Source organism: Polaromonas sp. JS666 (assembly GCF_900103405.1).
Lineage (GTDB): Bacteria > Pseudomonadota > Gammaproteobacteria > Burkholderiales > Burkholderiaceae_C > Polaromonas.
Genome location: NZ_FNHX01000017.1, coordinates 1 through 22,033 on the forward strand (window position 1 = coordinate 1; position 22,033 = coordinate 22,033).

Genomic DNA, 22,033 nt, shown 5'->3' on the forward strand with positions numbered 1-22,033 from the left:
CGCCTTCGACCTCGACCTTGGAGGCAAAGGTGGCCTGGGGCCAGCCCAGCAGCGCGGCCAGCATCTGGCCGGTCTGGTTGCAGTCGTCGTCGATGGCCTGCTTGCCCAGGATGACGAGCTGGGGTTGTTCTTTCTCGACCAGGGCCTTGAGCAGCTTGGCCACGGCCAGGGGCTGCAGTTCTTCGGCGGTCTCGACCAGGATGGCGCGGTCGGCGCCGATCGCCATGGCGGTGCGCAGGGTTTCCTGGCACTGGGCAACGCCGCAGCTGACGGCGATGACTTCGGTGACGACGCCCTTTTCTTTCAGGCGCGTGGCTTCCTCGACGGCGATCTCGTCAAACGGGTTCATGCTCATCTTGACGTTGGCGATGTCGACACCGCTGCCATCGGATTTGACGCGGACTTTCACGTTGTAGTCGACTACACGTTTGACGGGGACCAGGACCTTCATTGACCAATTCCTTGATGCTGGATGAATAAATGGCGCGCAGGGCTACCCCCGCGCGGGGAAAAAATGGAGGCAGCCTCAGGCCGCGACGATCTGGGGGATTTGCGTGGCCGGCGGCGTGTTGCGGCTGCGGCCGCAGCGCACCAGGCCGTCAATCATCACCATGCCGACGCCGGGGATGTCGCCGCGCTGGATGCTGTCGAGGATGTCGCGCCCGGCGGAGTGCTGGGCCTTGTCCATAAAGACAAAGTCGGCATCGCGGCCGGCTTCTATCAGGCCGCAGTTGAGTTTGCGGATGCGCGCCGTGTTGCCGGTGGCAAAACAAAAGGCCAGCTCCGGCGGGATGTTGCCCAGGCTGCAAAGCAGGGAGATCAGGCGCAACATGCCCAGCGGCTGGACACCCGAGCCGGCAGGGCCGTCGGTGCCCAGGATGACGCGGTGCGGGCACTTGAGCTGCAGCGCCGCCTGCGCGGCGGCGATCGCGACCTTCTCGTTGCCGTTGTGGACGATCTCGATCGCGCGCGAGGACTTCTCGCAGAGTTCGCAGACATGCGCTTCCGACAGCGCCGTGTGCCCGCCGTTGATGTGGCCTATCACGTCCGCATCAGCCTCCAGCACCACGTCCTTGTCGATCAGGCCGGAGCCCGGGATCGACGGGCCGCCGGTGTGGATGGTGCTCTGGATGCCGTATTTGCGCGCCCAGCCGACCATTTCCTTGGCCTCGTAGCCCGCCTTGACGGAGCCCAGGCCCACTTCGCCGAGCAGCGTGACCCCGGCCTCGGCCAGGTCCTTGAAGTCCTGCTCGGTCATGCCTTTTTCGATGATGGGCGCGCCGGCCAGCACCTTGACGCCGCCCGGGCGGAAGTTGTCGAAGGCGCGCTGCGCGGTGATGGCCAGCGCCTTCAGGCCCACGATGTCCTTGGGCCGCCCCGGCAGGTGGACTTCGCCGGCCGAGATCATGGTGGTGACCCCGCCGTGCATGGTCGAGTCTATCCAGCCGATCTGGTTCTGGCGCGGTGTCCAGTCGCCGAAGACCGGGTGCACATGGCTGTCGATCAAGCCGGGCGCCACGCAGGTCTGCTGCGCGTCGATCACGGTCTGCGCGTGCGCGATGTCGCAGTCCTTGGCCTTGCCGACGGCCATGATCAGGCCGTCGTTCACGACGATGGTGTCGGCGTCCAGGATGGGGCGGTCTATGTCGCCGGACAGCAGCAAGCCGATGTTTTTGATGACGACTTTTCCGGACTTGCCGGTCGATGCTGCTTCTGCCATGGATGGCCTCTTTTCAGTGATGTGTGTGGGGGGGGAATCAGGGGTTCAGCATGACGGTGCGCAGCACGGTGCTGATGATGAAGGCCTGCCACTGGGCCAGCGCTTCGGGCGACTGCAGGTCTTCGCCAAGGAAGGCCGACAGCGTGTGGCGGTTGGAGATGTAAAAGTAACCCGTCGCCGCGATCAGCAGGTAGACGTTGCGGGCGGAGACATCTGAGCGGAAGATTTTCTTGCGCACCCCGCTTTCCAGCAGCTGCCGGATGATGGCGATGGCGGGCGACGAGTAATCTCGCGCGCGCTGCGACTTGGCGATGTGCTTGCCGCGGTGCAGGTTCTCGGTGTTGAGCAGGGTGATGAACTCGGGGTTCTTGCTGTAGTAGGAGACCACGAAGCAGATCACGTCCGTCAGGGATTCGACGGGATGCTCGATGTCCAGCGACAGCTCGAGCTCCGCATCGTTCATGCGGCGGTACATGTCTTCGAGAACTTCGATGAACAAGCCTTCCTTGCTGCCGAAGTAGTAATAAATCATGCGGTCGAAGGACTTGGCCGACTTGGAGATTTTCTCCACGCTGCCGCCGTCGTAGCCGTAACGCGCGAAGACTTTTGTGGCCGCGCGCAGGATGTTGTCGCGCGTGGTCTGCGCGGCCTGCTCCCGCACGCCCGGCCGTTTGGCTGCCGCGCGTTTGGGCGCCGCGGCGCGCGGCGTGGTGGTTTTGGCGGTCTTCACTGTCATGGATGGGTGTCCGGTCGCGGTTGGCAAAGGGGCGGGCCTAAGGCCGCCGGGGAAGAAATTTCCCGGGTAGTGTAGGGCGGAAGCAAACGCCGGGCCATCTTCTTCCTCACTGCTCGGCGAAGGCGCGTTCAATCACGAAGTCGCCCGGCCTGGAGGTGTTGCCTTCCGTGAAGCCCTTGCCCTCCAGCATGTGCTTGAGGTCCTTGAGCATGCCGGGGCTGCCGCAGATCATGACCCTGTCGTGCGCCGCATCCAGCGGCGGCAGGCCCAGGTCCGCCTGCATCTTTCCGGTTTCGATCAGGTCGGTGACGCGCCCCATGTTGCGGTAGGCTTCGCGCGTGACGGTGGGGTAGTACAGCAACTGCTTGGAGATCAAGTCGCCGAGGAATTCGTGCTGGGGCAGGTGCTCGACGACCAGGTCATGGTAGGCCAGTTCGTCGGCCTGGCGCACGCCGTGGACCAGCACGACCTGCTCGAACTGCTCGTAGGTTGCCGGGTCGCGGATGATGCTCATGAAGGGTGCCAGGCCGGTGCCGGTCGAGAGCAGGTAGAGCCGCTTGCCTGGCAGCAGGTAGTCGATGACCAGCGTGCCGGTGGGCTTGCGCCCGACGATGATCTTGTCGCCGACCTGGATGTGCTGCAGGCGCGAGGTCAGCGGGCCGTCTTCCACCTTGATGCTGAGGAATTCCAGGTGCTCCTCATGGTTGGGGCTCACGATGCTGTAGGCGCGCAGCAGGGGCTTGTCGTTGACCCTGAGGCCGATCATGGTGAAGTGCCCGTTGCTGAAACGCAGCGAGGTGTCGCGGGTGGTGGTGAAGGTGAACAGGCGGTTGGTCCAGTGGTGGACGGACAGGACGGTTTCTTCGTTGAAGGCGCTCATGGTGGTGTGGGTGTAGAGAGTCGGTGTGAAAGAGTCGCGGGCCGGGCCTGGGGCTTCAGCCGAGATCCAGGTCCGCCAGCTTGTGGGTCTTGTCCTTCCAGAGCTCGGCGTCCGGCAGGGGCGCGGTGCGCTTGGAGATGGTGGGCCACAGCTTGGCCAGCCTTGCATTGATTTCCAGGAAGGGCTTGAACTGCTCGGGGGTGTCGGTGTCCGCGTAAATCGCGTTCACCGGGCATTCCGGGATGCAGACGGCACAGTCTATGCATTCGTCCGGGTCTATGACCAGAAAGTCCGGGCCCTGCTTGAAGCAATCCACCGGGCACACGTCCACACAGTCGGTGTATTTGCATTTGATGCAGGCGTCGGTCACTACGTGCGTCACAAGAACTCCTTTGCGCGGCGGTTCGGGCCGGCGATCGTCGATGCAGGCAATGTGCCACATTAATGTAGTGAACGCAACATTTAAGTTAAGTGCCCGCAACATTTTTAAAAATAAATTGGAGACCGCGGTGCAAATCCTATTGCGCGGCAATTCCGTATCCGCTACATTGAATTTAAATGTAGCAAATGCAACATGTAAATTAAGTGCGCACTACATTGGGGATTGCGCCCCGGAATGGCGCCCCGGGATGGGGCCGGTGCGAACAAGGTGAACACGATGACCGAACACACAAAAACGGACGGCCTGCCGGGCATGGACGGCTTACCCCAGGTGCTGGAAAAGGCCAGGCCGCGCAATGAGCGCATGAACAGCGAGAAGATCGAGTGCAACGCCTGCCCGGTGTTGTGTCAGATTTCCGACGGCCGCAGCGGCGCCTGCGATCGCTATGCCAACCATGGTGGCACCCTGGTGCGTGTGGACCCCGTGCTGCTGCTGCGCCGCACCCTGTCCGGCTCGGAGCCGCAGCTGGTCTCCTTTGCGGGGCGTGAGGTTGTAGCGCCGCCTGCGACCAAGGACGGCACTGCGGACGGCCTGCCCGCGGCGGCGCCGGCCTGGAGCGGCGACCTGTTGCTGGCCGACGAGGTATTTGTCACCGGCGTCGGCTCCTCGACGACTTACCCCGACTACAAACCCGCGCCTTTCATCGTGTCGTCGAAGGCGGCCGGCGTGGACCTGGTCACCGTGGTCACCGAAGGGATCTTCAGCTACTGCAGCTTCAAGGTGAAGATAGACACCGACCGCTTCCTGGGTGCGGAGCAGGCCAATGTGCGCTGCAAGGGCGAAGTGGTCGGCCACGTGACGACGGCCGAATACGGCTCCCAGATGCTGTCACTGGGCGGCGTGCACCACCTGACCGGCGGCAGCAAGAAGGAAGGCCGCGTAACGGTCGAGATGATGCAGGCGCTGGGCAACAAGCAGGCCGTGGAGTTCACCATCGACGGCGGCTCGCAAATCCTGATCCAGGCGGGCCGCGCGCCTGTCGTGAACGGCGTGGAGGAAAAACGTATGCGCGTGGGCTGCGGTTCGGCCACGGTCGGCATCTTTGCCAAGCAGCTGTTCGGTAAGCTCGATGAGGTCGTCGTGGTCGACGACCACATCACCGGCGTGCTGACCGAACACCAGGCCGGCCGCTGCCTGGACATGCCGCCTTCCGGTATCAAGATGCGCGGGCGCAAGTCCACGCCGGGGCGCTATTTCCAGGTCGCCAATCCCGGTGTGGGCTGGGGCGGCACCGACATCGCCGACCCGCTGTCCATCATCGAAACCTGGGATGCGTCCGTGGCCTGGCCCGGCCTGCGCCTGCTGATGACCTCCACCACCGGCGAGCATGCGAGCTGGTATGTGCTCGATGAGGCGCTGAATCCGGTCGAGCAGGAGATGCCGCCCGAAGTGCGCCGCATCGTGGAGCGCATCGGCGAGAACTGCGAACCCTCGCTGTCCACCGTGCTTTTCCTCGGCGGGGCCGGCGGCAGCCTGCGCGCCGGCGTCACGGAGAACCCCGTCCTGCTGACGCGCGCCATCAAGGACGCGCTGGTGAACGTCACCTGCGGCGGCGCGCCGGCCTATGTCTGGCCGGGCGGCGGGATCACGGTGATGGCCGACGTCATGCGCATGCCGGACAACAGCTTCGGGACCGTGCCCACGCCGGCCATCGTCGCGCCGATTGAATTCAGCATGAAGCTGGACGACTACCGCGCGCTGGGCGGCCACATGGACCATGTGCGCACGCTGGAGCAGGCGCTGCACCGCGGCGCCTGGCACAACGAAGGCGCGCCCACGGCCCTGGCCTGGGCCGCGCTGCCGGCCGCCAACCCCTGGCCGCTGGCGCGTCCCCCGCTGCTGGGCTGAGGCTTTCCCGCCATGAATGCCCAACGCACGCAACTGCCCGACGGCCGCTGGCATTTCCAGCATGGGCCCATGGACATCGTCATCGGCGCCAACGGCAGCCCGCAGGCGGTGGAGGCGGCGCATGAGCAGGCCTGGCAGCGCTTTGGCGGCATTCTCGGCGAACTGGTGCGCGAGCTGCCCGTGCTGCGGCTGCCGGTGCAAGGACCGTGTCCGCTGAGCGGCCCGGTGGCGCGGCGCATGTGGCATGCCTGCCGGCCTTACAGGAGCGGCTTTATCACCCCCATGGCCGCGGTGGCCGGCGCGGTGGCGCAAGAGCTGGTTGCCTGCTACACGGCAAGCGGCATCACGCGGGCCTGGATCAACAACGGCGGCGACATCGCGCTGCATCTTGCGCCTTCGCAGTCGCTGCGCATAGGCCTGTATGCGGACATCGACCGCCTGGGCGTCGATGAAATCCTGGGCGGCGTGCAAACCGACGGGCAGTTCGAAGTCGACAGCGCCCTGCCGGTGCGCGGCGTGGCCACCAGCGGATGGCGCGGCCGCAGCTTTTCACTGGGCATCGCCGACAGCGTGACCGTGCTGGCGCGCACCGCGGCCGAAGCCGACGCGGCCGCGACTGTGATCGCCAACGCGGTGGACGTCGCCGATGCGCGCATCCTGCGCCGGCCGGCTTGCGAATTAAAGGACGACAGCGACCTAGGCGCGATTCCCGTCACGGTGCAGGTGCCGCCGCTGGAGCCCGAGCTGGTGAGCCGCGCGCTGCACGCGGGCCTCAGGCGCGCCCAGACCTTGCGCGCGGCCGGCCTGATCTGGTCGGCGGTGCTGGTGTGCCAGGGACAGTTCATGACCACCGCCGCCGGCGCTTCGGTGCAAAGCCTGGACAACCATCGCGGCGCACGGCAAGCTGGTTCGGTATTTGCTTAATGAAATGAATGGACCTTCAACCATGATCGAAATCAGGCGCATCTTTACGCACGTGGAGCAAATACGGCACGAGTTCGGCCCCGAGGCGCCCACGCCGCTGCTGCGCGGCGCGATTGCCGCAGTGCTGGCCAACCCCTTTGCCGGCCGCTACGAGCCCGACATCCTGCCGATGATGGACGCGCTGCAGCCGGTCGGCATTGACATGGCCCAGCGCCTGCGCGCCGCGATGGATGTCCCGGCGGAGCGCATCGAGGGTTATGGCAAGGGCGCCATCGTGGGCGCGGCCGGGGAGCTTGAGCACGGCGCGCTCTGGCATGTGCCGGGCGGCTATGCCATGCGGGAACTGCTGGGCTGGAAGGGCGACCGCAATGCCTATGCCAAAGGCAAGGCCGAGGAAAAAACCGGGCAGCCCGGCAACGCGCTGTCCATCGTGCCTTCCACCAAAAAAGTGGGCGGGCCGGGGACGGCGCTCGATGTGCCGATGACACACGTCAACGCCAGCTATGTGCGCAGCCACTTCGACGCCATCGAGGTGCGCGTTCCAGGCGCGCCCCTGCCCGACGAAATCGTCTTCATCCTCGCGATGAGCACGGGCCCGCGCATCCATGCGCGCGTCGGCGGCCTGGCCGCCAGCGCGATCGCCAAATGGGACGGCCTGCGCTGAGCCCGGCATGAGCAGCACCCACACACATTGAGATAAGGAAACACCATGAGCGCGAAGATCCGAAAAATCATTGTCCAGGTCGATGAGACGCTGATCGAAATGGGAAAAACCGTCACACCGCCCACACGCCGGGCGCTGGCCATGGCCGTGATTGAAAACCCCTTTGCCGGCGCCTACGTGGAAAAGCTCGACGAACTGATCGCCATCGGCGAAGAACTCGGCGGCCTGCTCGGCCAGAAATGCGTGCAGGCCCTGGGCATCGCGCCGGGCCAGGCGCACAGCTACGGCAAGGCCGCGATTGTGGGCGAGGCCGGCGAGCTCGAGCACGCCGCGGCCATCCTGCACCCAAAACTCGGCGCGCCCCTGCGGCTGGCGGTCGAAAAAGGCGCGGCCCTGGTGCCGTCCAGCAAAAAGCGCGGCGGCCTGGGCACGGCCATCGACGTGCCGCTGGGGCACAAGGATGCGGCCTTTGTGCGCAGCCACTTCGACGCCATGGAAGCGCGCGTGGCCGATGCGCCGCGCGCCAACGAAATTGTGGTTGCTGTCGTCGTCACGGACAGTGGCCGGCCACTACCGCGCGTGGGCGGATTGCAGGTCCACGAAATCAAGGGCGAGGACGGGCTGCGCTGACGCGGGGCCTGCCAGCCATCAATTCGATCCACGACAAACAGGAGTATTTATGAAGACGCACCACAAGATGATGCTGAGCGCCGTGACCTTGCTGGGTCTGATGGCTTCGATGATGACGGCGCATGCGCAGGACGTCATCAAGATCGGCGAGGTCAACAGCTACAAGGCCCAGCCCGCCTTCCTGGAGCCCTACAAAAAGGGCATGGAGCTGGCCGTCGAAGAACTCAATGCCGCGGGCGGCATCAACGGCAAGAAGGTGCAGCTGTTCATCCGCGACGACAACGCCAATCCCGGTGACGCGGTGCGTGCCGCCGAGGAACTGGTCTCGCGCGAGAAGGTCGACGTGTTGACGGGTTCCTTCCTCTCCAACATAGGCCTGGCGCTGACCGACTTCGCCAAGCAGAAGAAATTCTTCTTCCTGGCGGCCGAGCCGCTGACGGACAAGATCGTCTGGCAGAACGGAAACCGCTACACCTTCCGCCTGCGCACCTCGACCTATATGCAGGTCGCCATGCTGGTGCCCGAAGCCGCCGCGATGAAGAAAAAGCGCTGGGCGGTGGTCTATCCCAACTATGAATACGGCCAGTCCGCCGCCGCCACCTTCAAGACCCTGCTCAAGGCAGCCCAGCCCGACGTGGAGTTCGTGGCCGAGCAGGCCCCGCCCCTGGGCAAGGTCGACTCCGGCAGCGTGGTGCAGGCCATGGCCGACGCCAAGCCGGACGCAATCTTCAACGTGCTGTTCGGCGCCGACCTCTCCAAGTTCGTGCGCGAGGGCAACACCCGCGGCCTGTTCCAGGGCCGTGAAGTCGTGAGCCTGCTGACCGGCGAACCCGAGTACCTGGACCCCCTCAAGGAAGAAACGCCCAACGGCTGGGTGGTGACCGGTTATCCCTGGTACGGCATCCAGACGCCCGAGCACAAGGCCTTCTTCCTGGCCTACCACGGCAAATACAAGGACTATCCGCGCCTGGGCTCCGTCGTCGGTTACAGCGCCATCAAGTCCCTGGCCGAAGGCATGAAAAAAGCCAAGTCCACCGACACCGAGAAGCTGATCACGGCCTTCCGCGGCCTGCATGTGAGCACGCCCTTCGGCCCCGTGGTGTTCCGCCCGGAAGACCACCAGTCCACCATGGGTGCTTATGTGGGCCGCACCAAGAATGAAGGCGGCAAAGGCGTGATGGTCGACTACCGCTACATCGACGGCGCCAAGGTCCAGCCCAGCGCCGCCGAAGTCAAGAAGATGCGCGCCGCCGACTGACAGCACGGGCGCGCCGGCCTGCCCGGTGCGCAGGAGCCCCGGGCGCGGCGGATAGGCCGCCGCGCCGCGGGCTGCCGGTTTCCCGCAAAAAAGGTTTATTCATGAGCTTTTCAGGCTTTATCGTGCAGCTGCTCAACGGCCTGGCCGGTGCGTCCTCGCTGTTCCTGGTGGCGGCGGGGCTGTCGCTGATCTTCGGCGTCACGCGCATCGTCAACTTCGCGCACGGCTCTTTTTTCATGGTCGGCATTTATGTCGCCTATTCCCTGGTGGCCGCGCTGGGCAGCACCCTGGGTTTCTGGCCGGCCCTGCTGCTCGCGGCGCTGGCCGTCGGCGTGCTGGGCGCCCTGGTGGAAATCCTGCTGCTGCGCCGCATCTACCGCGCGCCGGAGCTGTTCCAGCTGCTGGCCACCTTTGCGCTGGGCCTGGTGATCAAGGACGGTGTGCTCTGGTTCTGGGGCGCTGAAGAGCTGCTGGGCCCGCGCGCGCCCGGCCTGACGGGTTCGGTGTCCATCCTCGGGCGGCAGTTTCCTTCCTACGACCTCTTCCTGATCGTGGCCGGCCCCGTCGCGCTGGGCCTGCTCTGGCTGCTGCTGACCCGCACGCGCTGGGGCACGCTGGTGAGGGCCGCCACCCAGGACCGCGAGATGGTGAGCGCGCTCGGCGTCAACCAGGCCTGGCTGTTCACGGCCGTGTTCGCGCTGGGCGCCTTGCTGGCCGGCCTGGGCGGCGCGCTGCAGCTGCCGCGCGAACCCGCCAACCTCGAGATGGACCTCAACATCATTGGCGCCGCCTTTGTGGTGGTCGTGGTGGGCGGCATGGGCTCGATTCCCGGCGCCTATGTGGCGGCGCTGCTGATCGCCGAGCTCAAAGCGATCTGCATCTGGCTGGGCCTGGTCGAGATCGCCGGCATCAGCATTTCTTTTTCCAAGCTGACCCTGGTGGTGGAGTTCCTGGTCATGGCCGTGGTGCTGGTGGCCAGGCCCTGGGGTTTGTTCGGCCGGCCCCAGGCGCCCAGCCGCCATGCGGGCGCGGCGGAGGAACCCCTGCGCCGGCCGCAGCGTCTCTACAAGATCGGCGGCGCGGCCTTGCTGCTGTTGCTGGCCCTGGTGCCCGCGCTTGCGGCGCAATCGCCCTATGTCACCGTGCTGCTGATCGACCTGCTGGTGGCGGTGCTGTTCGCGGCCAGCCTGCACTTCATCATGGGCCCGGCCGGCATGCACTCCTTCGGCCACGCGGCGTATTTCGGCCTGGGCGCTTATGGCGCCGCCTTGCTGGTGCGCAGCCTGAACATGCCCATGGAGCTGGCGCTGGTCGTGGCGCCCCTGGCGGCGGCGCTGGGGGCGTTTGTCTACGGCTGGTTCTGCGTGCGCCTGTCGGGGGTCTACCTCGCGATGCTGACGCTGGCCTTTGCGCAAATCACCTGGGCCATCTGCTACCAGTGGGATGCCTTCACCGGCGGCAGCAACGGGCTGACCGGCGTCTGGCCGGCCGCTTGGCTGGCCGACAAGCGCGTCTACTACTACCTGACCCTGGTCCTGGTGGTGGGCGCGGTGCTGTTCATGCACCGCATGCTGTATTCACCCTTCGGCTACGGCATGCGCGCGGCGCGCGATTCGGTGCTGCGCTCGGACGCCATCGGCATGAACGTCAAGCGCATGCAATGGGCGGCTTTTGTGATCGCGGGCGCGTTCGCGGGCCTGGCCGGCGCGCTCTACGCCTTTTCCAAGGGCAGCATTTCGCCGGAGAGCCTGCATGTGGGCAAATCCATCGACGGGCTGGTGATGGTGCTGCTGGGCGGCATCCAGACCCTGGTCGGGCCGGTGGTGGGCGCGGTCACCTTCACCTGGCTGCACGACACCGTGGCGCGCAACACCGACTACTGGCGCGCCATGCTGGGCGCCATCATCCTGATCCTGGTTTTGCTGTTTCCGCAGGGGATCGCGGGCTTTGCCAAACAGCTGCTGGCCAACCGGCGCGGCGCGGCGGGAGAAAAATCATGAGCTTGCTCAAGGTCACGGGCCTGGGGAAATCGTTCGGCGGCGTGCGCGCGGTGGACGGCATCAACTTCGAACTCGCCGCCGGCGAACTGCTGGCCCTGATAGGCCCCAACGGCGCCGGCAAGTCGACCACCTTCAACATGGTCAACGGCCAGCTGCGCGCGGACAGCGGCTCCATCCAGCTCGACTCCCAGGAGCTCGTCGGCCTGGCGCCGCGCGACATCTGGCGGCGCGGCGTCAGCCGGACCTTCCAGATCGCCGAGACCTTTTCCTCGCTCACGGTGGTGGAGAACGTGCAGATGACGCTGCTGTCGGCGGACCACAAGATGTTCTCCATGTGGCGCCGCGCGGCGGACCACAAGCGCGATGAGGCGCTGGCCCTGCTCGAGCAGGTCAACATGAAAGCCCAGGCCGACCGGCCCTGCAGCGTGCTGGCCTACGGCGACGTCAAGCGCGTGGAGCTGGCCATGGCCATGGCCAACAACCCCAAGCTGCTGCTCATGGATGAGCCCACCGCGGGCATGGCGCCGCGCGAGCGCAATGAGCTGATGGCCCTGACCAAGCAGCTGGTGCTGGACCGCGGCATGGCGGTGCTGTTCACCGAACACAGCATGGACGTGGTCTTCGCCTATGCCGACCGCATGATCGTGCTGGCGCGCGGCCGGTTGATCGCCGAAGGCAAGCCGCTGGAGATCCGCGACCACCCCAAGGTCCAGGAAGTCTATTTCGGCAGCGGCAAGACCTTCGAGAAAAAAGCCCTGGTAAAGGAAGCAGCCTGATGAGCACCGCGAAGGAAGTCCTGTTGCAGGCCACCGGCCTGTCGGCCTGGTATGGCGCGGCCCAGATCTTGTTCGACGTCGGCCTCAATGTGCGGCGCGGCGAGGTCGTGGCCCTGATGGGGCGCAACGGCGCCGGGAAATCGACCACGCTCAAGACCCTGATCGGCATGCTCGACAAGCGGCGCGGCAGCGTGTCCTTCCTGGGCAAGGACATCTCAAAAAGCGAGCCCCACCATGCGGCCCGCATGGGCCTGGGTTTTGTGCCGGAAGACAGGCGCATCTTCACCGACCTCACGGTGACGGAAAACCTCGAGGTCGGGCGCCAGCCCGCGCGGCGCTGGCCCGACGGCAGCGAAGCGCCGCTGTGGACGCCGCAGCGGCTCTTCACCTTGTTTCCCAACCTCGGTGAAATGCCGGGCCGCGCCGGCGGCCGCATGAGCGGCGGCGAGCAGCAGATGCTCACGGTGGCGCGCACCCTCATGGGCAACCCCTACCTGGTGCTGCTCGACGAACCCTCCGAGGGCGTCGCTCCCGTCATCGTCGAGCAGATGGCCCACATGATTCTGGAGCTCAAGGCCCAGGGGGTCAGCATCCTTTTGTCGGAACAGAACATGCACTTTGCCGAACTGGTGTCCGACCGCGCCTATGTGCTGGAGAAAGGGCAGATCCGCTATGAAGGCTCCATGGCCGACCTGGCGGCCAATGACGAAGTGCGCCGTGCCTACCTGAGTGTCTAGCTCGTTCCACGACCGGGAATCTTATGAAACTGATCCTCCATGCACGCCGCCTGGCCCCGGCCCTGCTGGCCCTGACACTGGCCGCCGCGGGATTGGCCCGCGCGGAGACCGGCGTCACGGACACGGCCATCTCCATCGGCCAGTCCGCCGTGTTCAGCGGCCCCGTTGCCGCGACCGGCAACAACTACCGGCGGGGCATCGAGCTGTATTTCGAGCAGGTCAACAAGGCCGGCGGCCTGTTCGGGCGCAAGCTGCAGCTGACGGCCCTCGACGACGGCTACGACCCCAAACGCACCGCCGAAAACACCAAGGCGCTGGTCGAGCAGAACAAGGTGTTCGCGCTGATCGGTTATGTGGCCACGGCCAACCTGATCGCGGCCATGCCGATTGCCGAAGAGGCCAAGGTCCCGCTGTTCGCGCCGCTGGTCGGAACCACCTCCATACGGCTGAAGCACAACCGCTACCTGTTCCATGTCAGGGCCAGCTACAAGGCCGAACTGGCCCGCATCACGCAGCAGCTCGCGGTGGTGGGCAATGACAAGGTGGCAGTGGTCTACCAGGACAGTGTGTTCGGCAAGTCCAACCTGGACACCTTGCTGGAACTCATCAAGGCCGAGAAACTGCAGGTGGTGAAGACCCTGCCCATGGCGATCACGGCCCAAAGCGCCGCCGACATCGCGGCCCAACTCAAGCAGGCCTCGCCCAACGTCATCATCATGATCATGGCCGGCACCATGTCCGAGGTGCTGATCCGCGACGTGCGCGGCGCCGGCCTGGGCACGCCGCTGTACACCATCTCGGTGGGCCTGGCCGATGCCAAGGCCTCGGCCGCGCGCCTGAACGGCGCCCTGCGCGGCGTCATCACCGCCAGCATCGTGCCCTCGCCGGCGCTGGAGCGCTACGGCATCGTCAAGGAATACCGCAAGGCGGTAGGCGCGTCGGCCGGGGAGGGCGACAATTACACCGTGCTCGAAGGTTATATCGCGGCCAAGGTGTTCAGCGAAGGCCTGCGCCGCGCCGGGCGCAACCTGACGCGCGAGAACTTCATCGCGGCCCTGGAAGGCGTGGGCACGCTCGACGTGGGCGACTTCCGCGTGGAATACGGCCCCGGCAACCACAACGGCTCCAGCTTTGTGGAGCTTGAGATGTACACCGCGGCGGGCAGCCTGATCCGATGAGCTTGAATGCCGTCACACTGTCCGTCAACCGGGTGGAGCACGCGCTGCCGGTGCCGCCCGGTACCTGCCTGCTGACGGTGCTGCGCAACGACCTTGAATTGAACAGCCCGAAATACGGCTGCGGCCTCGGCGAATGCGGCGCCTGTACCGTGCTGGTGGACGGTATTGCCGCGCGTGCCTGCGTGATCCCGGTGGGCGGCGTGGCCGGCCGCGAGATCACCACGCTGGAAGGCCTGGGCACGCCTGAGGCGCTGCATCCGGTCCAGCAGGCCTTCATCGAGGCGCAGGCCGCCCAGTGCGGCTACTGCCTGAACGGCATGATCATGATGACGGTGGCCTTGCTGGCGCGCAACCCTTCGCCCAGCGAGGACGAGATACGCCGCGAGCTGTCGGGCAACCTCTGCCGCTGCGGTACCCACCTGGAGATCATGCAGGCCGTGCTGCGTGCGGCCGAACTGACGCGGCAAAACATGGCCCAGGGGAAGGCGGCATGACGCGCCGCGCCGACACGCCGCGCACGCGCGCGGATTTCCACGCGGCCGCCGGCGTGCTGCTGGTGGGCCGCGAGCCGCCCCCGCCGCCGCCGCCGGCCAAGGGCCAGCCGGCGCTGGTCAGCGGCAACCCGCGCGAAGGCCTTGAAATCCTGGTTGCCGTCTGGGACGACGGCAGCGTGACGGCACTCAACGGCCATGTGGACCTTGGCACCGGCCTGCGCACGGCGCTGGCCCAGATCGTGGCCGAGGAACTGGATGTCGCGCTGGAGCAGGTCAACATGGTGCTGGGCGACACCACACGCGCGCCCAACCAGGGCGCGACCATCGCCAGCGCTTCCATCCAGGTGCACGCCATTCCCTTGCGCACTGCCGCGGCGCAGGCGCGGGCCTGGCTGCTGGCGCGCGCCGCCGCCGTGCTGCAGGTGGACGCCTCGCTGCTGTCGGTGCGGGACGGGCGGGTGTGCGTCATCGGGCAGGAAAGCCGCGCTGTGGACTACGGCGCTTTGCTGGCCGGGCAGCACACCCAGCTCCTACTGGCGCCGGACACGCCCGTCAAGGCGGCGGCGGACTACCGCGTCGTGGGCACCAGCACGCCGCGTGTCGACATCCCGGCCAAGGCCACCGGCGCGCTAACCTTTGTGCACGACATGCGCGTGCCCGGCATGCTGCATGGCCGCGTGGTGCGCCCGCCCTATGCCGGGGCCGACCATGGCGACTTCATCGGCAACACGCTGGAGTCGGTCGATGAATCCTCGATCGCGCACATCCCGGGCATACGCGCCGTGGTGGTGATACGCGATTTTGTCGGCGTGGTGGCCGAGCGCGAGGAGCAGGCCGAGCAGGCCCTGCGCGAGCTGCGCGTCCAGTGGAAATCCTGGCCCGGGCTGCCCAGGCTGGACGACCTCGAGCAGGCGATACGCAACAACCCGTCCACGCAGCGCAAGCTGGTCGACGAGGGCGACGTCGATGCCGCCATGGCGGGTGCCGCGCAGGCGCTGGCGCGCAACTATGTCTGGCCCTACCAGATGCATGGTTCCATAGGCCCTTCGTGCGCGGTGGCCGACTGGCGGGCGGAACGCCTGACGGTCTGGGCCGGGACCCAGAACCCCCATGTGCTGCGCGCCGACCTCTCGCGCCTGACCGGCCTGGCCGATGTCGACATTGACGTGATCCGCATGGAGGCCGCCGGCTGCTACGGCCGCAACTGCGCCGACGACGTGGCGGCGGACGCGGCCCTGCTGTCGCGCGCCGCCGGCGGCCCGGTGCGCGTGCAGCTGACCCGCGAGCAGGAACACGCCTGGGAGCCCAAGGGCGCCGCGCAGCTCATGCAGGTCAACGGCGGGCTCAACGAAGACGGCTCGGTCGCGGCCTATGACTTCCAGACTTCCTACCCCTCCAACGGCGCGCCCACGCTGGCGCTGCTGCTGACGCGCACCGTGGAGCCGGTCGCGCAGGCCTTCGAGATGGGCGACCGCACCGCGCGCCCGCCCTACGACTACGGCAACCTGCGCGTGGCCGTCAACGACATGCCGCCCATGTTGCGCGCCTCCTGGCTGCGCGGCGTGTCGGCGCTGCCCAATTCCTTCGCGCACGAATCCTATATCGACGAACTCGCCACCGCCGCCGGTGTGGACCCGGTCGAGTTTCGCCTGCGCTACCTCAAGGAGCCGCGCGCCGCCGAGCTGGTGCGCGCCACAGCCGACCGCGCCGGCTGGGTGGCGCATACCGGGCCGCAACAAGGGCAGGCCGGCGAGGCGGCGGACGTTGTGCACGGCCGGGGCTTCGCTTATGCCCGCTACGTGCACAGCAAGTGGCCGGGCTTTGGCGCCGCCTGGGCCGCCTGGGTGGCCGATGTCGAGGTCAACCGCAAGACCGGCGAGGTGCATGTCAGGCGAGTGGTCGTCGGGCATGACGCCGGCACGCTGATCAACCCGGCCGGCGTGCAGCACCAGATCCACGGCAATGTGGTGCAGGCCACCAGCCGTGCCCTGACAGAACAGGTGACGGTGGAGCCGCAAAAAAACACCGTGGTCGGCCTCGAGTGGGGCAGCTACCCCATCCTGAATTTCCGCGACGTGCCGGTGATTGAAGTCGTCACCATGGCGCGCCCCGGCGAACCCCCGCTGGGCGCGGGCGAGTCGTCGTCGGTGCCGGGCACGGCGGCCATCGCCAATGCGATTTTTGACGCCACCGGTGTGCGCTTTCGCCAGCCGCCGTTCACGCCTGAGGTGGTGCGCGCCGCGCTCAACCCCGAGCCGCAAAGCCCACCGGCCGCCTTGCCCTTGCCCGAGCGCCGGGCCGTGCGCATGCCCGGAGGTGCGGCATGGCCCAAGGGATTGGGCGCCTGGTCGCGCGCCGGCGCCTTGCTGGCGGGCGTGGCCGGTGTTGCCTGGGCCTTGCTGGGCGGGCGGTCGGCAATCGCGCCCATGATGCCGGCGGCGCAATCCGGCGCCTCCATCTACACCGCGGCAACGCTGGAGCGCGGCCGGCAGCTCGCGGCCGCCGGCGACTGCGTGGTCTGCCATACCGCGCCGGGCGGCATTCCCAATGCCGGCGGCCGGGCCATGGACACGCCCTTCGGCAAGATCATCACGACCAACCTCACGCCCGACGTGGAAACAGGCATAGGCAGCTGGTCCTTCAGCGCCTTCCAGCGCGCGATGCGCGAAGGCATCTCGCGCGACGGCCGTTACCTGTACCCGGCCTTTCCCTATACCGCCTTCGCCAGGACCAGTGATGAAGACCTGACCGCGCTGTATGCCTACCTGATGGCCCAGCCTGCCGTGCGCTCCGCCCCGCCCGCGACCCGGCTGGATTTTCCTTTTAATGTGCGCCCCCTGATGGCCGTCTGGAACGGGATGTTCCATGACCCTTCGCCCTACAGCGCCGACCCGGCGCGCAGTGCCGAATGGAACCGCGGCGCCTACCTGGTCAACGGCCTGGGGCATTGCGGCGCCTGCCATACACCGCGCAACGCCCTGGGCGCTGAGCGCGGCGGCCAGGCTTTCCTGGGCGGCGCCATGGTCGACGGCTGGGAGGCGCCGGCGCTCACGGCGCTGTCGCGCGCGCCCGTGCCCTGGACCTCCTCGGAGCTCTACGCCTACCTGCGCCAAGGGTATGCGCCGCAGCACGGCATCGCCGCCGGCCCCATGGCGCCCGTGGTGAAAGAGCTGGCCGCGCTGCCCGATGAAGACATTCGCGCCATGGCTGCCTATCTGGTGTCCTTTAATGAACCGGTTTCAGAGACCGAAAGCGCCGAACGCGCGCGGCAGGCGGTGCTGTCCGCGCAGCAGTCCGCCACCAGCCTGCCCGGCCCCGGCCAGCGCCTGTTCAACGGCGCCTGCGCTTCCTGCCACCACGACGGTGACGGCCCCCGCCTGCTCGGCGTGAACGTGCCGCTGGCGCTCAACAGCAATTTGCACAGCGCCCGGCCCGACAACCTGCTGCGCACGATTTTGCAAGGCATCAGCGCGCCCGCCGGCAAGGACATCGGCTTTATGCCGGCCTTCCGCCATAGCCTGGACGACAGCCAGGTCGCGGCGCTGGCCAGTTATATGCGCAGCCGTTATGCGCCGGCCGAACCCGCCTGGCAGGGCCTGCCCGCCACGGTGGCTCGCCTTCGCGCCGCGCCGGGCGAGCACTAGCCGTTCGCATTTGGAATCACAGTGTTAACAGACCCTAGGCGTGCTGGCTCGCGGTGTCGCCGGCCAGCCACTGCGCCAGCACTTCGGCCGTGTGCTGGCCCAGCAGCGGTGGGGGCCTGTGGTAGCTGACCGGCGAGCCCGAAAGGCGGATGGGGTTGGCCACCAGCGGCACCTCGCCCGCCAGCGGATGGGGCAGCGCCATGCGCAGGCCGCGGGCTTGCACCTGCGGGTCGGCAAACACCTCGTCGATGCGGTTGATGGGGCCGCAGGGCACACCGGCGGCTTCCAGCGCGGCGATCCAGTCCGCCGAGCTGCGCATCACCGTGGCCTGCCTCAGCAAGGGCAGCAGCACGGCCCGGTGGGCCACGCGCTGCGCATTGCTCGCAAAGCGCGCATCCCGCGCCCATTCGGCATGGCCCGCGACGGCGCAGAAGCGGGCGAACTGCTCGTCGTTGCCGACCGCCAGGATGATGTCGCCGTCCGCGGTCGGGAAGTCCTGGTAGGGCACGATGTTGGGGTGCGCATTGCCCATGCGGCGCGGCAGCTGCCCGCCGGCCAGGTAGTTGGAGGCCTGGTTGGCCAGGCAGGCGATCTGCACGTCCAGCAACGCCAGGTCGATGTGCTGGCCCAGGCCGGAGCGTTCGCGTTCCGCCAGCGCGGCCTGTACCGCCACCGTCGCGTACAGGCCGGTCATGATGTCCGTCAGCGCCACGCCGACCTTTTGCGGGCCGGCGCCCGGCTCGCCGTCCGCGCCGCCGGTCACGCTCATCAGGCCGCCCATGCCCTGGATCAGGAAGTCGTAGCCCGCGCGCGACGCGTAAGGCCCGGTTTGCCCGAAGCCGGTGATGGAGCAATACACCAAGCGCGGGTGGCCGTCCTTCAGGCTGGCGTAGTCCAGCCCGTAGCGCTTGAGGCCGCCCACCTTGAAGTTCTCCAGCAGCACATCGGCCTGGCCGGCCAGCGCCCGCACCTGCGCCTGGCCTTCGGGCGTGGCGATGTCGATGGCGACCGAGCGTTTGTTGCGGTTGGCGCACAGAAAGTAGCTGGCCTCGCCGGTGTCTCGGCCCGAGGCGTCCTTGAGGTAGGGCGGCCCCCAGGCGCGGGTGTCGTCGCCGCCCTGCGGCTTCTCGACCTTGACGACGTCCGCGCCCAGGTCGGCCAGCAATTGCCCGGCCCAGGGGCCGGCCAGCACGCGCGACAAGTCCAGCACGCGGATGCCGCTGAGCGGCGGCGGGCGCAGCGCGGAAGAAGGGGAGGCCATGGGTGGGAATCTCCAGGAAAGAAGCAGTCAATGGGAAAAGCTTAAAGGCGCAAGCCGCCCTTCACAAACGATGATTCGGCACCGGTGTGTGCCCAAAAAGAATTCCGACAACCTTGCCCGCAGGAAAGCCCGCCCCCATGCGCCGAAAAATTCCCTCCACCACCGCGCTCGCCCTGTTTGAATCCGCGGCGCGCCACCAGAGCTTCACCCACGCGGCGCAAGAGCATTCGGTGACCCAGAGCGCCGTCTGCCGGCAGGTCGCGGGGCTGGAGGACTTCCTGGACGTCAAACTGTTCAGGCGCACCAAACGCGGCGTGCTGCTGACGGACGCGGGCATGCACTACGCCCGCCGGGTGCGCGCGCGGCTGGACGATGTGGAGCGCGACACGCTGGAGATGATGGCCAGGGGCGGCACGGGCGGCGTGCTCGAACTGGGCGTGGTGCCCACCTTCGCGGCCAAGTGGCTGCTGCCCAGGCTGGGGGGCTTCCAGCGCCAGCACCCCGAGATCACGGTGCACCTGTCGTCCCGCACACGGCCTTTCCTGTTTGCCGAAACCACACTGGACGCCGCCATCTGCGCCGGCGAGGCGGGCTGGCCCGGCACGCAGTCGTCCTTCCTGATGGATGAAAGCATGGTGGCCGTCGGCAGCCCGGCGCTGGTGACATCCCGGCGCGTGCTCAAGGCCGACGATGTAGAGGGCCTGCCGCTGCTGCAGATGAGCACACGGCCCTATGCCTGGCGCCAGTGGTTCGCGTCCCTGGGGCTCGAAGTCGCCGGCGATATGGCCGGTGCGCGCATGGAGCTTTTTTCGATGGCCGCACAGGCGGCCATTCACGGACAAGGCCTGGCGCTGATCCCGCGCTTCCTGATCGAAGACGACCTGGCGCAGGGCCGCCTGGTGCAACTGACCCGGCACGAGTTCCTCAGCGATCGCCGCTACTACCTGGTCTGCCCCGAACAGAAGCTGGGCAACAGCATGCTGGCCTTGTTCAGGGCCTGGGTGGAAGCCGAGGCGGCGAAGTACAGGGAACCATCACGCTGATGGCAGTTTGGCAATCACCTTGATCTCGAACTGAAAGCCATACAGCCAGGTTACGCCGACCGCCGTCAGCGTGGGGTGGGGCGCCTCGCCCCAGTACTCGGGCACCACCTTCCAGATGGTCTCGAAGGTCGATTGCGGATCCACCATAAAGACGGTCACGTCCACCACGTCCTCAAAGCTGCTGCCCGCGGCCTTCAGGATGGCGTTCAGGTTGTCAAAGGCGAGCCTCACCTGCGCCTGCAGGTCGGGCTCGGGGGAGCCGTCCTCGCGGCTGCCGACCTGGCCCGATACAAACAGGAAGCCGTTGGACTTCAGCGCCGGTGAATACCGGTTGCGGTCATAAAGCGCCCGGCGCCCGGGCGGGAAAACAACTTCACGTTGTGCCATTCATCTTTCTCCTTGCAAATAGGCCGAAGCCGGCCTGTGGTTCATGATGAAGACACTGTAGGGCGCAGTGCCTTCCCGATAAACAGGCAAGCCTGTCCATCACTGTTCGTAAAATCCAAACAATCACCCAGGCCGGGAAAGCACGGGAAAGCACAGATGGACCGTTTCGACGCAATGCAGGCCTTCGCGCGCGTGGTGGAAGCGGGCAGCTTCACCAGGGCGGCAGAGACTTTGCACATGAGCAAGACCAGCGTGACCCAGCTGGTGCAGCAGCTCGAGGCGCGGCTGCGTGTGCGGCTGCTCAACCGCACCACACGCCAGGTCAAGCTCACGGCCGACGGCGCGGCCTATTACGAACGGGTGCTGCGCGTGCTGGCCGACGTGGACGATGCGGAGACCAGCCTGTCTAGCGCCTCGGCCTCGCCCCGGGGCCGGCTGCGGGTCGATGTGCCCAGCCCGCTGGCCCGCATGATCCTGGTGCCGGCCTTGCCGGACTTTCATGCGCGTTACCCTGAGATCCAACTCGACATGGGCGTCAGCGACCGCGTGGTCGACGTGATAGGCGACAACGTGGACTGCGTGGTGCGCGGCGGCGAGCTCACCGACCAGTCGCTGGTCGCCCGCCGCGTGGCCGACCTGCAGCTCGGCGTGTATGCCGCGCCCGGCTACCTGGATCGCGTCGGCACGCCCTCGCACCCGCGGGAGCTGGAGGGAACGTTGCACCACATCGTCGGCTTTCTGTGGGCGCGCACCGGCAAGGCCTTTCCCTATGCCATGCATCTCGGTGACGAAAGCCTCAAGGTGCAGGGCCGCCACCTGTTCGCTTTTGACGACGGCAATGCCTACCTCGCGGCCGGCCTGGCGGGCCTGGGCGTGCTGTGGCTGCCGGACTATATGGCTGGGGCGCATGTAAGCAGCGGCGAGCTGCTGCCGCTGTTCCAGGACTGGCGCCTGGACCCCATGCCGCTGTATGTGGCCTTTCCGCCGAACCGCCATGTGAGCGCCAAGCTGCGGGTGTTTATCGAGTGGGTGGCTGAGCTGATGGCGCAACACGCGCCTGTCGGCGGCCCGCGTGACCGCAAAGAGCGGGCGGCTCCAGCCCCACGTCCGCGCAGGCCGGGAAAGATTTCGCAGCCCTAGCTGCCTTCAATTCAAGGAGTATTCAACATGGACATTCTTCGCGAAGCCCTGCTTTGTACGCGCGCGGGACGCTGGGACGAGGCGCACACCCTGGCGCAAAGCGATGAATCCCAACTGGGCGCCTGGCTGCACGGCATCCTGCATGTCCAGGAAGGTGACCTGGGCAACGCCGCTTACTGGTACGGCAGGGCCAAGCGGGATTTCGGTGGGCGCGGCACTGTGGATGAAGAGCTGCAGCGCTTCGAGGCCGCGCTGCCCCGGTAAGCGTTTC

At 67.0% G+C, this 22,033-nt stretch carries 20 protein-coding genes and 1 pseudogene; 14 read left to right on the forward strand and 7 right to left on the reverse strand.

The annotated features are described in order from the left end of the window. The 5 genes and pseudogenes from BLQ85_RS23020 to fdxA all read right to left on the reverse strand — a co-directional run. Positions 1–451 (reverse strand): annotated as a pseudogene (locus BLQ85_RS23020) (electron transfer flavoprotein subunit beta/FixA family protein); the annotation flags it as partial. 75 nt (positions 452–526) lie between these two features. Continuing rightward, a complete protein-coding gene (locus BLQ85_RS23025; protein WP_074580302.1) occupies positions 527–1,720 on the reverse strand; it encodes an amidohydrolase family protein in 1,194 nt (397 codons plus the stop codon). 37 nt (positions 1,721–1,757) lie between these two features. Beyond that, positions 1,758–2,456 (reverse strand): TetR/AcrR family transcriptional regulator, encoded by a 699-nt coding sequence (locus BLQ85_RS23030; protein ID WP_074580303.1) that lies wholly within the window; start codon positions 2,454–2,456, stop codon positions 1,758–1,760. Positions 2,457–2,562: 106 nt separating this feature from the next. Then, positions 2,563–3,336, reverse strand: coding sequence for a ferredoxin--NADP reductase (locus BLQ85_RS23035; RefSeq protein WP_074580304.1), 774 nt, complete (start codon positions 3,334–3,336; stop codon positions 2,563–2,565). A 55-nt stretch (positions 3,337–3,391) separates the two neighbouring features. Then, complete coding sequence (gene fdxA / locus BLQ85_RS23040; RefSeq protein WP_074580339.1) at positions 3,392–3,718, reverse strand: ferredoxin FdxA; 327 nt, start codon at positions 3,716–3,718, stop codon at positions 3,392–3,394. A gap of 276 nt (positions 3,719–3,994) precedes the next feature. On the opposite strand from fdxA, the gene BLQ85_RS23045 reads away from it, so the two are divergent. The 11 genes from BLQ85_RS23045 (at position 3,995) to BLQ85_RS23095 (ending at position 17,931) form a co-directional block, all read left to right on the forward strand. After that, positions 3,995–5,626 carry a 6-hydroxynicotinate reductase gene (locus BLQ85_RS23045; protein WP_074580340.1) on the forward strand — a complete coding sequence of 544 codons (1,632 nt, stop codon included), beginning with the start codon at positions 3,995–3,997 and terminating at the stop codon, positions 5,624–5,626. Between the two features lie 12 nt (positions 5,627–5,638). Continuing rightward, entirely contained in the window at positions 5,639–6,550 is a 912-nt protein-coding gene (locus tag BLQ85_RS23050) for a UPF0280 family protein (protein WP_074580305.1), read from the forward strand. Positions 6,551–6,572: 22 nt separating this feature from the next. Then, entirely contained in the window at positions 6,573–7,214 is a 642-nt protein-coding gene (locus BLQ85_RS23055) for an amino acid synthesis family protein (protein ID WP_074580306.1), read from the forward strand. A gap of 45 nt (positions 7,215–7,259) precedes the next feature. Beyond that, positions 7,260–7,844 (forward strand): amino acid synthesis family protein, encoded by a 585-nt coding sequence (locus tag BLQ85_RS23060; protein ID WP_074580307.1) that lies wholly within the window; start codon positions 7,260–7,262, stop codon positions 7,842–7,844. A 67-nt stretch (positions 7,845–7,911) separates the two neighbouring features. Continuing rightward, positions 7,912–9,102, forward strand: coding sequence for an ABC transporter substrate-binding protein (locus BLQ85_RS23065; RefSeq protein WP_139201099.1), 1,191 nt, complete (start codon positions 7,912–7,914; stop codon positions 9,100–9,102). 101 nt (positions 9,103–9,203) lie between these two features. Continuing rightward, positions 9,204–11,102: an ABC transporter permease gene (locus BLQ85_RS23070; RefSeq protein ID WP_074580309.1), complete on the forward strand. Its 1,899-nt coding sequence runs from the start codon at positions 9,204–9,206 to the stop codon at positions 11,100–11,102. Beyond that, positions 11,099–11,878 carry an ABC transporter ATP-binding protein gene (locus BLQ85_RS23075; protein WP_074580310.1) on the forward strand — a complete coding sequence of 260 codons (780 nt, stop codon included), beginning with the start codon at positions 11,099–11,101 and terminating at the stop codon, positions 11,876–11,878. The genes BLQ85_RS23070 and BLQ85_RS23075 overlap by 4 nt, the downstream gene beginning before the upstream one ends. Then, positions 11,878–12,615, forward strand: coding sequence for an ABC transporter ATP-binding protein (locus BLQ85_RS23080; protein WP_074580311.1), 738 nt, complete (start codon positions 11,878–11,880; stop codon positions 12,613–12,615). Before BLQ85_RS23075 ends, BLQ85_RS23080 begins: the two co-directional genes overlap by 1 nt. 23 nt (positions 12,616–12,638) lie before the next feature. Then, positions 12,639–13,793: an ABC transporter substrate-binding protein gene (locus tag BLQ85_RS23085; protein ID WP_074580312.1), complete on the forward strand. Its 1,155-nt coding sequence runs from the start codon at positions 12,639–12,641 to the stop codon at positions 13,791–13,793. After that, positions 13,790–14,287, forward strand: a complete 498-nt coding sequence (locus BLQ85_RS23090) for a (2Fe-2S)-binding protein (RefSeq protein ID WP_074580313.1) — start codon at positions 13,790–13,792, stop codon at positions 14,285–14,287. The genes BLQ85_RS23085 and BLQ85_RS23090 overlap by 4 nt, the downstream gene beginning before the upstream one ends. Next, positions 14,284–17,931 carry a molybdopterin cofactor-binding domain-containing protein gene (locus tag BLQ85_RS23095; RefSeq protein WP_074580314.1) on the forward strand — a complete coding sequence of 1,216 codons (3,648 nt, stop codon included), beginning with the start codon at positions 14,284–14,286 and terminating at the stop codon, positions 17,929–17,931. Before BLQ85_RS23090 ends, BLQ85_RS23095 begins: the two co-directional genes overlap by 4 nt. Before the next feature lie 34 nt (positions 17,932–17,965). Here BLQ85_RS23095 and BLQ85_RS23100 read toward each other — a convergent pair whose 3' ends face one another. Further along, entirely contained in the window at positions 17,966–19,192 is a 1,227-nt protein-coding gene (locus BLQ85_RS23100) for a CaiB/BaiF CoA transferase family protein (protein ID WP_074580315.1), read from the reverse strand. Positions 19,193–19,329: 137 nt separating this feature from the next. Between BLQ85_RS23100 and BLQ85_RS23105 the strand changes: the two genes are divergently transcribed. After that, positions 19,330–20,235 carry a LysR substrate-binding domain-containing protein gene (locus tag BLQ85_RS23105; RefSeq protein ID WP_074580316.1) on the forward strand — a complete coding sequence of 302 codons (906 nt, stop codon included), beginning with the start codon at positions 19,330–19,332 and terminating at the stop codon, positions 20,233–20,235. Here BLQ85_RS23105 and BLQ85_RS23110 read toward each other — a convergent pair. Beyond that, complete coding sequence (locus BLQ85_RS23110) at positions 20,227–20,622, reverse strand: RidA family protein (protein WP_074580317.1); 396 nt, start codon at positions 20,620–20,622, stop codon at positions 20,227–20,229. The genes BLQ85_RS23105 and BLQ85_RS23110 overlap by 9 nt on opposite strands. A gap of 156 nt (positions 20,623–20,778) precedes the next feature. Between BLQ85_RS23110 and BLQ85_RS23115 the strand changes: the two genes are divergently transcribed. Both BLQ85_RS23115 and BLQ85_RS23120 read left to right on the forward strand, forming a co-directional pair. Beyond that, positions 20,779–21,762 carry a LysR family transcriptional regulator gene (locus BLQ85_RS23115; RefSeq protein ID WP_074580318.1) on the forward strand — a complete coding sequence of 328 codons (984 nt, stop codon included), beginning with the start codon at positions 20,779–20,781 and terminating at the stop codon, positions 21,760–21,762. A gap of 27 nt (positions 21,763–21,789) precedes the next feature. Beyond that, positions 21,790–22,026, forward strand: a complete 237-nt coding sequence (locus BLQ85_RS23120; RefSeq protein WP_074580319.1) for a hypothetical protein — start codon at positions 21,790–21,792, stop codon at positions 22,024–22,026. Positions 22,027–22,033: the final 7 nt, after the last annotated feature.